The organism is Actinocrinis sp., from assembly GCF_035946395.1.
In the GTDB taxonomy this organism is placed as follows: domain Bacteria; phylum Actinomycetota; class Actinomycetes; order Streptomycetales; family Catenulisporaceae; genus Actinocrinis.
The window spans coordinates 1-10,483 of the sequence record NZ_DASYZI010000432.1; the positions used below are offsets into that span (position 1 = coordinate 1).

The window sequence follows — 10,483 nt, forward strand, 5'->3', positions numbered from 1 at the left end:
CTCGCAGCGAAGCGTGTCCGTCACCGCTTGTGTCCGTCTGAGTCAGGCCACGTCGATGTGTGCCGCCGTGCACCGAGAGATTAGAGTTCGGCCACGCGTACGTCGCGACGCCAGTAGGCTTGGGCGCGCGGAGGGGGACCCACATACCTCCGGGAATCGACCGACTGGCCGGTAACCGATCGCGCCCCGCCGATCGTTGGCCCAGTCGCTCGACGATCGGTGAAATGCGGGAAGGGGCGGGCCGAGGATGGTAGCGACAGGCGCCGAGCGTGCGGCGACCCGGGGTCGGATTCCCGGCATGCGCCGCAGACGCGAGGAACCCGATCTGCTGCTCGCGTTCGTGTCCCGTGGCCTTGCCATCGTCCCCGCGGCAGCCCCGCGTGGCCCCGGCTGTTCCTGTAGCCGTGTGGGCTGTCCCAACCCGGCCGGCCATCCGCTGTCCTATGGCTGGCAGACCGAGGCCAGTGCCGACCCTGCTGCGTTGGACCGCTGGCGGCAGCGGTTGCCGGACGTCAACTTCGCCACGCCCACCGGCCGCACCCACGACGTGCTCGACGTCCCGATCTCCGCCGGACGCATCGCGTTCCGGGCGCTGACGTCCACCACCGAGTCCCTGGGCCCAGTCGCCGTCTCGGCCGTCGGCGACCGCTGTCTCTTCTTCACCAGGGCCCGCGCCGGAGGCGAGGACGACTCCGCTTCCGATGAATGGTGGCCCTGCGACCTCGACGCCGCGCCGGAGACCGGAGTCGGCGGCCCCGGCCTGCGCTGGCACACTCGCGGCTCGTACGTCCTGGTGCCGCCCGCCCGTGCGGTCAACGGCGGACGAGCCCGCTGGATCCACGATCCGACCGCCCAACTGCCCGACCCGCTGCGCCTGCTCGGTGCACTCGCGGACGCATGCGAGAGCGTCGCCGCGGCGGGCGATCTGACACAGTGGTGAAGTTTGACACACTGGCGACGTGCGTTGACGCAGCGGTGATGCGTGTGATGGCCAAGCACACGGGATGTTGACTTACGCGACGGTGAGCAACTCGACGCCCTCGTCCGTGACGACCATCGTGTGCTCGAACTGAGCGGTGAGTTTTCCGTCCACTGTCACGGCGGTCCAGTTGTCCGCCCATATCCGGTGCTCGATCGTGCCGAGGGTGAGCATCGGCTCGATCGTGAACGTCATGCCCGGTTCCAGCAGCGTGGTGGCTCGCGGGTCGTCGTAGTGCGGGATGATCAGGCCGCTGTGGAACGACGATGCGATGCCGTGGCCAGTGAACACCCGCACCACGCCGTAGCCGAAGCGCTTTGCATACGACTCGATGACGCGCCCGATCACGTTGATCTGCCGCCCCGGCTTGACCGCCTTGATCGCCCGGTTGAGCGACTCGCGGGTTCGTTCGACCAGCAGACGCGCCTCCTCGGAGGGCTCACCGACCTCGAACGTCGCGTTCGTGTCGCCGTGTACTCCGTCGATGTACGCCGTGATGTCGATGTTGACGATGTCCCCGTCGTTCAGCACCGTCGAGTCCGGGATGCCGTGGCAGATCACTTCGTTGATCGATGTGCACAGCGACTTCGGATAGCCCCGATAGCCGAGCGTGGACGGGTACGCGCCGTGGTCGCACAGGAACTCGTGCCCGATCCGGTCCAGATCGTCCGTGGTCATCCCCGGTTTGATCGCGTTGCCGACCTCGGTCAGCGCCTGTGCCGCAAGCCGACCCGCGACCCGCATCTTCTCGATCGTCTCCGGAGTTTGCACATCGGGCCCGGTGTAACGAGTCGGCTGCGGCTTACCGACGTATTCCGGACGGGTGATGTGCGAGGGTACGGATCGGGTCGGTGAGAGAGTGCCCGGCACGAGGGAAGCCATGTGGACGAGTCTAAGACGTCGTTGCCGGGCAGTAATCATCAGCAAGCAACGACGCCCGGGGACGCGTGCTCCTGACTGCGGTCCACGGATGCGACACGGCCAGGAGCGAGGAGACAAGCGATGACCGATGAAGCGCCGCAATGGTTCTACTGCCTACGCCACCACACGGTCGAAGGGCCGGTCGGATGTCGAGCTCAGGACCGGCTCGGCCCATACGCCACTCGTGAGGAAGCCGAGCATGCCCTTGAGAAGGTCAAGGAACGCAACGCAGCGTGGGACGAGCGCGATTGACGCGTATTCACTCGGCCTACGACTTACCACCTACCATCGCTCCACGCGCGGGCCACTGACCGCCTCGATCCAACGCCCCAGGCGCGCACGTAAGCCGGACGGCCCGATGTAAGGCGTCGCTGCGGCGAGTGAGATTAAATGCTGCGCCGTGTCGAAGGTGAGCGGTCCGGGCTCGTCCGGCACGGTGAGCGTGTCGTGCGCCAAGTCGCGTAGCTGGGTCGCGCTCTGATCGAGGGTCAGGATCCGCGCTCCGCGCCGCCGCGCGTCGCCGATCCGCTCCAACAGCGGATCGGTCGGATCGTGCTGCGCCACCACCAGCAGCGCCTCGCCGCGACCTGTCGACTCCAGCCGTTGCAGGCCCGCCGCGAGGTGCGGTGGAGCGTCCGGTGGCGGATCGTGCCGCAATAGGACCGGCGCGAGCTGCGGCAGGTCGGCCCACTGCGACTCGTCGGTGAGATGGGCCGCCAAGTGCCACGGCTCGTCGTCCACTGGCCCGGCCAGCAGCAGGCTGCCGACGTGCCGCGGGGCGCGGCGCAGCGCGGAGCCGAACTCGTCGCTCGCCTCCACCCAGTCGGCCTGCGCGCCGGTAGCGGCGAGCAGATCGCGCAGGGCCGCCGCCCGCACTCTGTCCATGGAGACAATCGTGCCAGGTGAACGCCTGCGACACAGGCTGTCGCGCGAATCCGACCGGCTGAGCGTCGGCTCGCGTCGACCGATCCCGGAACGGCACCGGGGCCCGGCCTCGCGCGGCCGGACCCCGGGACCAATCGGTTCTAACGCAACAAACGGTTCGAGCAGTTCGAACGGTTCACCCGGCGTGGTTCATTGAGTCATTCACTGCGGTTCACTCAGTGGAACGTGTGCTCCGACGCCGGGAACGCGCCGGTGACCACGTCGGATGCGAACGCACGCGCCGCGTCGCCGAGAACGGTCCGCAGGTCGGCGTACTTCTTCGCGAAGCGCGGCGCCTTGCCTGGCGTCATGCCGGCCATGTCGGTCCACACCAGCACTTGCGCGTCGGTGCCCGCGCCCGCTCCGATGCCGATCGTCGGGATGTTCAGCAGCTCGGTCACCCGAGTGGCCAGCTCTTCCGGCACCAACTCCAGCACCACCGCGAACGCCCCGGCGGCCTCCAGCGACTTCGCGTCCGCGAGCAGCCGCTCGGCCTCCTCGTCGCCACGGCCCTGCACCCGGTAGCCGCCGAGCACGTTAACGGACTGCGGGGTCAGCCCTATGTGAGCCATCACCGGAATCCCGGCCTGGACCAGCGCCTCGACCTGGTGGACCACCCGGCGGCCGCCCTCCAGCTTCACCGCGCCCGCCCCGGTCTCCTTCAGGAACCGGGTGCCGGTCTCCAGCGCCTGCCGGGCCGAGCCCTGGTACGAGCCGAACGGCATGTCGGCGACGATCAGCGCCCGCGTGGTGCCGCGCACCACCGCCGACGTGAGCGTGATCAACTCGTCCACGGTCACCGGCACGGTGTTGGCGTACCCGAGGTGGTTGTCCGCCGCCGAGTCCCCGACCAGCAGGACGGGTATCCCGGCTTCGTCGAACACCCCTGCGGTCAGGGCGTCGTACGCGGTGAGCATCGGCCAGCGTTCGCCGCGCCGCTTGGCCAGGGCGAGGTCACGCACGGTGATCCGGCGGCCGACGCCGTTCGAGCCGCCGTAGAGCGTGAGCTTCGGCTCGGCTGGTGCAGCGGACTGCGCTGGCGCGGTGGGTTCGGCCGACGCCGTGGGGGAGGACCCGGACGGGTCCGGCGCTGCCTGCGGGGCTGGAGACATGCCTGAAACTGCCATGACAGTGCGACTCCTCGGAAAAGATCTCGTGGCGCCTCTGAGGGCGTCCCCGGACTCGTCAGGATCGTCTCACTTCCCAGCCGCCGCCGCTAGCCGTCCTCTTGCCGTCCAAGCGTGCCGATCGCCGTTAGTTGTGCCTCCAGAACTGGAAGTAGAACTGCCCGCTCGCCGGCCCGAGGTCCGGCTGTCCGGCGGTCTGTAGGATTGAGTTGACCGCGTGCGAAAACCCGTCGCGCACCGGCGGGAACGCGAAGAGCAGCAACAACACCAGCAGGATGCCGTAGGGCCTGATCGGTTCGAGCGAGCGGCGGGTCTCGTAACGCAGATACGGCTCGATGATCCCGTAGCCGTCCAGTCCCGGGACCGGTATCAGGTTCAGTAGCGCCACCGCGACCTGGATGTAAGCGAAGAAAGAGACTCCGGACCAGAACGCCGCGTGCGGGCCGAGGATGACGTCCAGATCCGTCGGCGCGGCGATCGCCACAGCGGCCATCGCGACGCCCGCGAACAGGATGTTCCACAGTGGTCCGCTCGCCGAGATCATGCTCGCATGCCAGCGCTTGCGCGCCACGCTCCGGTCAACGAGTACCGCGCCGCCCGGCAGCGGAAGGGCGCCGATCACCAGGTAGAACAGGGGCAAAATGATGCTGAGCAGCGGGTTGACGTAACGCAGCGGGTTGAGGTCGAGGTAACCGCGCGCGACGATGTTGCTGTCTCCGGCCCGGTGCGCCGCGTACGCGTGCCCGAACTCGTGAAGACACAGCACGGTGAAGTACGCGCCGAGGACGAATACGAACACCGCGAACCGTGCGTTGCCGTAACCGACCCAGGAAGCCACCGCGCCGGTCACCGTGACCGCGACGATGGCCAGGAAGACCGGGCTGATCTTGACTCGGTTGCGCCGACCCCACGGCGCGGCGGGACGCCGCTGCACTCCCGTGCGCTGGCCGAAGACTCCCATGATCGCTGTGTACTCGCTTCTGCTGTCACGGCAAAGCCGGAACGGTCTGCCTGCGGACGCTGGACGACAGCGCCGCTCGGCGTGTCGCGACCATGCTATGACCCGACGCTGAGCCTGCGGTGTGAAAGGAGGCCGTGGGACAGCGCAGCCATGCGCCAGCCAGCCCCGTCGGAGCTTCGTCGTCAGAACATCATGTGCGAAGCCGCTGCGTTGACGGACGGCTCGTCCTCCTCGCCCGCGATGAGCAACTCGCCGACCCGGTCCGCCAGCGCCACGCGGCCCTCCGGTGCTAGGCCCGAGTCCGTGACCAGCACTGCCGCGCCTTCCAGGTCCGCGATGGCACACAAGCCGACCACGCCCCACTTGGTGTGGTCGGCCAGCACGATTAACCGTCGTGCCGTGGCCGTCAGGGCACGGTTCGTCTCGGCTTCCATCAGGTTCGGCGACGTGAAGCCGGCGACCTCGTCCATCCCGTGCACGCCCATGAACACGCAGTCCAGGTGCAGTGCGCGAATCGACTGGATAGCCACTGGTCCGACTAGCGCGTCGGACGGCGTACGCACTCCGCCGGTGAGGATCACCGTTTGGCTGGCGACGGCATGTGTGTGCAGCACCTCCGCCACCCGCAGCGAATTGGTCACGACGGTCACGTCGGGGATACGCGCCATCGCGCGTGCGAACGCGTGTGTTGTCGTACCGGCCGTCACGCCGATAGCTGTCCCAGGGCGCACGAGGTCCGCGGCCCGGCGCGCGATCGCGTCCTTTGCCGCGCGTTCACGCCCGACCTTCGCCTCGAACCCCGGTTCGTCCGTCGAGCCCGGGTGCCGCGCCGTCGCGCCGCCGTGCACCTTCTCGATCAGGCCCTTGCGGGCCAGCGTGTCGAGATCGCGGCGGACCGTCATGTCCGAGACACCGAGGGCCTGGGTCAGGTCGCTGACCCGCACGCCGCCTATGCGACGGACCTCTTCGAGGATCCAACTCTGCCGCTGTGCCGCCAACATCACCGGGCTCCTTCAACGCCGAGGGGCGACGCTGCCAACGGGCGGATCCGCTTCCGCACAACGTTGCACAGCCATCTACCAGCCGACACAGAAACAAACTCGATCCAACAAGGGATCGGCCGTACGTGAGTGGGAAGAACCCAGAAGGCAACAGTAATCAGTACGTACCTGGCACGCCAGTCCCAGGTACGGCCGACTTCGATGTTTCATTTTGAGCAAGAAGCGAGCAGGAAGCCTTGACATCCCCCGGGAAACGGCGGTTTGCTCTGCGCCAGATTGTTTGTTCACGTTCGTTTCAGGTCGGTTCGCGTTCTACTTTGCTTGCGTACCCACCCAGCACGGTCCCCTGCTCCACCTGGCGTCCCACATGGAGGTGCGATGTCCCCAGAGTCCCCCAGGGTGTACCAAGGCCCGACCGTCGACCGGCGGATGATGCTCAAGGGCCTGCTCGGGGCGGCCGGCGTCGCCGCGCTGCCCGCACTCGCCGCGTGCAGTTCGAGTAGTTCGTCCTCGCCGTCGTCGACCGGCGCAGCCTCCGGCACGGTCTCGCTCGGCTCCAACGCGTCGGACGCCGTGCCGAAGAAGGCGTTCCAGGCCGTCTACGACGCGTTCCAGGCCAAGAACGCGGGCATCAAGGTGCAGGTCAACACCAAGGACCACGACACCTTCCAGGAGCAGATCAACAGCTACCTGCAAGCCACCCCGGACGACGTGTTCACCTGGTTCGCCGGCTACCGCATGCAGTATTTCGCGGCCAAGGGCCTGTCGAACAAGATCAACGACGTGTGGGACGCGATCGGCAACAACTTCCCGCAGTCGGTCCACGACCTGTCCAAGGGTCAGGACGGCAACTACTACTTCGTCCCGATCTACTACTACCCGTGGGCCGTCTTCTACCGCAAGAGCGTGTTCCAAGCTCACAACTACACGGTTCCCACCGACTGGAACAGCTTCATCTCGCTGTGCCAGAAGATGAAGTCCGACGGCCTGATCCCGATCGCGTTCGGCGACAGCGACAAGTGGCCGGCCATGGGCACGTTCGACTACCTGAACATGCGCACCAACGGCTACCAGTTCCACATGGACCTGATGCACGGCAAGGCCGCCTGGACCGACGCCAAGGTCAAGGCCGCCTTTGCGCACTGGACCGAGATCCTTCCCTACCACCAGGAGGGCTACATCGGCCGTAAGTGGGAGGACGCCGCGCAGTCGCTCCTCGCCAAGAAGGCCGGTATGTATCTGCTCGGCACGTTCGTCGCGCAGCAGTTCACGAACCCCGACGATCTGGCCGACCTGGACTTCTTCGCCTTCCCGGCGATCGACCCGCAGTGGGCGCAGGACAGCGTCGAGGCGCCGGTCGACGGCTTCATGCTCAGCAAGAGCCCGAAGAACCGCGCCGCCGCCGTCAAGCTGCTGGAGTTCATCGGCTCCGCCGACGGCGAGGGCGCGTACCTGAAGGTGGACAACAGCTACGACGCGCTGGTCAACGGGTACGACACCTCCGGCTACAACGCGATCCAGAAGGCGTCCGCGACGCTGTTCGGCGCCGCGCAGCACGTCTCGCAGTTCATGGACCGCGACGCCAACCCGGCCTTCACCTCCACCGTGATGCAGCCGCAGTTGCAGGCCTACTTGCAGAACCCCGGAAGCATCGACAGCATCCTTAACCAGATCGAGCAGCAGAAGCAGGCGATCTACAACTCCTGACCGGCCGCGCCGGGCACGGCGAAGCCACCGGAACGAGGAAGCGATGACCGTCGGAACCAGCGCCGACGCCGTCGAGTCCGGGCGCGCGGCGGATCGGCCCCGCCGCGCGCCCGGTCGGCTGCGCCGGCTGACCCGCCGCGACAAGACCGTCCTGACCCTGATGACCGGCATCCCGACGAGCCTGATGGTGGTGTTCGTCTGGGTTCCGGCGCTGGCCTCGATCCTGCTGTCCTTCACTTCCTGGGACGGGATCGGCCTCGACTCGATCAAGTGGATCGGGCTGCGCAACTACCGGCAGATCTTCACCATCTACCCGCAGTTCTGGCCCGCGGTCGAGCACAACGTGATCTGGCTGGTAGCGCTGGCGGCCATCCCCACCCCCTTCGGGCTGTTCCTGGCCTACCAGTTGGACAAGCGCATCCGGTTCAGCCGGTTCTACCAGGGCGCGTTCTTCCTGCCGGTGGTCGTCTCCAGCGCGGTCATCGGCTTCGTCTGGGAGCTGATCTACAACCCGGACCATGGTCTGATCAACAGCCTTTTCCACACGAACAACCCCAACGGCAGCTACCTGGACTGGGTCGGCAACCCCAAGCTCAACCTGTGGGCGGTGCTGGTCGCAGCGTCCTGGCGGCACGCCGGCTACATGATGATCCTCTACCTGGCGGGCCTCAAGAGCGTCGACCCGACGCTCAAGGACGCCGCCGCGGTCGACGGCGCCAACGAGTGGCAGGCGTTCCGGCACGTCGTCTTCCCGGCGCTGCGCCCGATCAACGTCGTCGTCGCGGTGGTCACGGTTATCGAGTCGCTGCGCGCCTTCGACATCGTGTACGTGTTCAACAAGGGCGAGCACGGCACGGAACTGCTCTCCATCCTGATCACCAACAACATCATCGGCGAAGCGAGCCGGATCGGTTACGGCTCGGCGCTCGCAGTGATCCTGCTCGTCGTTTCGCTCGCGGTGATCATCCCGTACCTGATCGTCACCTTCCGGAAGGAGCGGCGCGCGTGACCGCCACCACGGCCTTGGCCGCCGACACCGCGCGCCGACGCGGTGGTACGCACCCGGTCACCGGTAAACGCCGCGTGCGGCCCGCGCGCATAGTGCTGCACATCTTCCTGGCGACCACGGCGCTCGCCTGGCTAGTGCCGATGCTCTGGGCCGTCTACACCTCACTGAGGCCCTACTCGGAGACTCAGTCCAAGGGTTATCTGTCTCTGCCGAGCACGCTGAACCTTCAGAACTACGTCAACGCCTGGCAGCAGTCCGGGATGCCGCACTTCTTCTGGAACACGGTCCTGATCGCGGTTCCGGCAGTGCTGATAACCCTGCTGCTGTCCTCATTCGTGGCGTTCACGGTCACCCGGTTCAACTTCAAGTTCAACCTGCTGCTGCTGATGGTCTTCACGGCGGGTAACCTGCTGCCACAGCAGGTCATCATCACCCCGCTCTACCGGCTGTATCTGCTGATCAGCCTGCCCTCCGGGGTCAGCGACTCGGGAAAGCTCTACGACACGATCATCGGACTGATCGTCATCCACGTGGCCTTCCAGTCGGGTTTCACCACCTTCGTACTGTCCAACTACATGAAGACCATCCCGAACGGGCTGCACGAGGCTGCGGTCGTGGACGGTGCGACGGTCTGGCAGATCTACAGCCGGATCATCCTGCCGCTGCTGCGGCCCGCGATGGCCGCCCTGGCCACGCTGCTGTCGATCTGGATTTACAACGACTTCTTCTGGGCCATCGTGCTGATCTCCAGTGGCGACAAGATGCCGATCACCTCGGCCCTGGCGAACCTGTCCGGCACGTTCTTCACCAACGACAACCTGGTCGCCGCCGGAGCGCTGATGACGGCGATCCCGACGCTGATCGTCTACTTCCTGCTCCAGCGCCAGTTCGTCTCCGGCCTGACACTCGGCGCCGAGAAGGGCTGAGAGCCGATCGGTCGACCAGCCGGCCAGCCATCCATCCAGCCAGTGGTCATGCCGAAATTGGCCTAGACCAATCGCTTCCCCCGGGGCGTGGTGTGCAGTAGCGTGCCGCTCAGTTCAGTCTGGAACGCCACCGCGCCCTGGGGAGAAGGAGTATTCGTGCCCATCGACACCGCCACGTTCCTCGGCAAGGTCCGCGAGCAACTCGACCGCATCGAGTCCGAGCAGGGACCGGCGATCGACCAGGCGGCGGAACTGATCGCCGCATCGCTGCGGAAGGACGGCGTCCTCCAGGTCTTCGGCACCGGCCACTCCGAGGCTCTGGCGATGGAACTGTCCGGTCGGGCCGGCGGCCTGATTCCCACGAACAAGCTTGCGCTGCGTGACGTGATCATCCTGGGCGGCGAGGACCCGGCGGTGCTCGCGGACCCGAAGGCGGAGCGCGATCCCGAACTCGCCCGCCGAGTCTGGGACCTGGCCCCGATCGGCCCCGACGACGTGCTGGTGATCGGCTCGCAGTCAGGCGGCAACGGCTCGACGGTGGAGATGGCGGTCATCGCCCGAGAGAAGGGCCACCCCGTCATCGCGATCACCTCGCGGGAGCACACCGAGCGGATCACCTCACGCCACCCCTCCGGCAAGCGCCTGTTCGAACTCGCCGACGTGGTGATCGACAACGCGGCGCCGCATGGTGATGCCGTCCTGGACCTGCCCGGCGGTGGAAAAGTGTGCTCGGTGTCCTCCATCGGCAACGCGGTCATCGCTCAGCTGATCGTCGCCGGTGTCACGGCGCGACTGGTCGCGGCCGACGTCGAGCCGCCGATCTACCTGTCCGCCAACGTTGAAGGCGGCGACGCGCACAACGATGTGTGGGAAGCGCGCTACGAAGGCCGGATCCGCCGCAGCGCATACTGAGCCAACCAGGTCATTC

At 66.8% G+C, this 10,483-nt stretch carries 11 protein-coding genes; 6 read left to right on the forward strand and 5 right to left on the reverse strand.

Features of this window, described 5'->3' with window-relative positions:
* The first annotated feature begins 298 nt into the window (after positions 1-298).
* On the forward strand, positions 299-940 hold the full coding sequence (locus VGS97_RS27245) for a bifunctional DNA primase/polymerase (RefSeq protein ID WP_326856529.1): 642 nt from the start codon (positions 299-301) through the stop codon (positions 938-940).
* Between the two features lie 72 nt (positions 941-1,012).
* On the opposite strand, the gene map is transcribed toward VGS97_RS27245, so the two are convergent.
* Positions 1,013-1,861, reverse strand: coding sequence for a type I methionyl aminopeptidase (map, locus tag VGS97_RS27250; protein ID WP_326856530.1), 849 nt, complete (start codon positions 1,859-1,861; stop codon positions 1,013-1,015).
* A 120-nt stretch (positions 1,862-1,981) separates the two neighbouring features.
* Between map and VGS97_RS27255 the strand changes: the two genes are divergently transcribed.
* Entirely contained in the window at positions 1,982-2,152 is a 171-nt protein-coding gene (locus VGS97_RS27255) for a hypothetical protein (RefSeq protein WP_326856531.1), read from the forward strand.
* 30 nt (positions 2,153-2,182) lie between these two features.
* On the opposite strand, the gene VGS97_RS27260 is transcribed toward VGS97_RS27255, so the two are convergent.
* The 4 genes from VGS97_RS27260 to VGS97_RS27275 all read right to left on the reverse strand — a co-directional run bounded on the left by VGS97_RS27260 (position 2,183) and on the right by VGS97_RS27275 (position 5,913).
* Positions 2,183-2,785, reverse strand: coding sequence for a hypothetical protein (locus tag VGS97_RS27260; RefSeq protein WP_326856532.1), 603 nt, complete (start codon positions 2,783-2,785; stop codon positions 2,183-2,185).
* Positions 2,786-3,000: 215 nt separating this feature from the next.
* Positions 3,001-3,936 carry a 3-methyl-2-oxobutanoate hydroxymethyltransferase gene (gene panB / locus VGS97_RS27265; RefSeq protein WP_414641851.1) on the reverse strand — a complete coding sequence of 312 codons (936 nt, stop codon included), beginning with the start codon at positions 3,934-3,936 and terminating at the stop codon, positions 3,001-3,003.
* 142 nt (positions 3,937-4,078) lie between these two features.
* Positions 4,079-4,912, reverse strand: coding sequence for a site-2 protease family protein (locus VGS97_RS27270; protein WP_326856534.1), 834 nt, complete (start codon positions 4,910-4,912; stop codon positions 4,079-4,081).
* Between the two features lie 182 nt (positions 4,913-5,094).
* Positions 5,095-5,913 (reverse strand): DeoR/GlpR family DNA-binding transcription regulator, encoded by an 819-nt coding sequence (locus VGS97_RS27275; RefSeq protein WP_326856535.1) that lies wholly within the window; start codon positions 5,911-5,913, stop codon positions 5,095-5,097.
* A gap of 378 nt (positions 5,914-6,291) precedes the next feature.
* Here VGS97_RS27275 and VGS97_RS27280 point away from each other — a divergent pair, with 378 nt between their 5' ends.
* The 4 genes from VGS97_RS27280 (at position 6,292) to VGS97_RS27295 (ending at position 10,467) form a co-directional block, all read left to right on the forward strand.
* Positions 6,292-7,620 carry an ABC transporter substrate-binding protein gene (locus VGS97_RS27280; protein ID WP_326856536.1) on the forward strand — a complete coding sequence of 443 codons (1,329 nt, stop codon included), beginning with the start codon at positions 6,292-6,294 and terminating at the stop codon, positions 7,618-7,620.
* Positions 7,621-7,663: 43 nt separating this feature from the next.
* A complete protein-coding gene (locus tag VGS97_RS27285; protein WP_326856537.1) occupies positions 7,664-8,629 on the forward strand; it encodes a sugar ABC transporter permease in 966 nt (321 codons plus the stop codon).
* 14 nt (positions 8,630-8,643) lie between these two features.
* Positions 8,644-9,555: a carbohydrate ABC transporter permease gene (locus tag VGS97_RS27290; protein ID WP_349262283.1), complete on the forward strand. Its 912-nt coding sequence runs from the start codon at positions 8,644-8,646 to the stop codon at positions 9,553-9,555.
* Positions 9,556-9,711: 156 nt separating this feature from the next.
* Positions 9,712-10,467 carry an SIS domain-containing protein gene (locus VGS97_RS27295; RefSeq protein WP_326856539.1) on the forward strand — a complete coding sequence of 252 codons (756 nt, stop codon included), beginning with the start codon at positions 9,712-9,714 and terminating at the stop codon, positions 10,465-10,467.
* The last annotated feature ends 16 nt before the right edge of the window (positions 10,468-10,483 follow it).

Coding starts and splice junctions, on each gene's coding strand:
- VGS97_RS27245 (WP_326856529.1), top strand. CDS start 299: ATGCGCCGCAGACGCGAGGAACCCGATCTGCTGCTCGCGTTCGTGTCC.
- map (WP_326856530.1), bottom strand. CDS start 1,861: ATGGCTTCCCTCGTGCCGGGCACTCTCTCACCGACCCGATCCGTACCC.
- VGS97_RS27255 (WP_326856531.1), top strand. CDS start 1,982: ATGACCGATGAAGCGCCGCAATGGTTCTACTGCCTACGCCACCACACG.
- VGS97_RS27260 (WP_326856532.1), bottom strand. CDS start 2,785: ATGGACAGAGTGCGGGCGGCGGCCCTGCGCGATCTGCTCGCCGCTACC.
- panB (WP_414641851.1), bottom strand. CDS start 3,936: ATGTCTCCAGCCCCGCAGGCAGCGCCGGACCCGTCCGGGTCCTCCCCC.
- VGS97_RS27270 (WP_326856534.1), bottom strand. CDS start 4,912: ATGGGAGTCTTCGGCCAGCGCACGGGAGTGCAGCGGCGTCCCGCCGCG.
- VGS97_RS27275 (WP_326856535.1), bottom strand. CDS start 5,913: ATGTTGGCGGCACAGCGGCAGAGTTGGATCCTCGAAGAGGTCCGTCGC.
- VGS97_RS27280 (WP_326856536.1), top strand. CDS start 6,292: ATGTCCCCAGAGTCCCCCAGGGTGTACCAAGGCCCGACCGTCGACCGG.
- VGS97_RS27285 (WP_326856537.1), top strand. CDS start 7,664: ATGACCGTCGGAACCAGCGCCGACGCCGTCGAGTCCGGGCGCGCGGCG.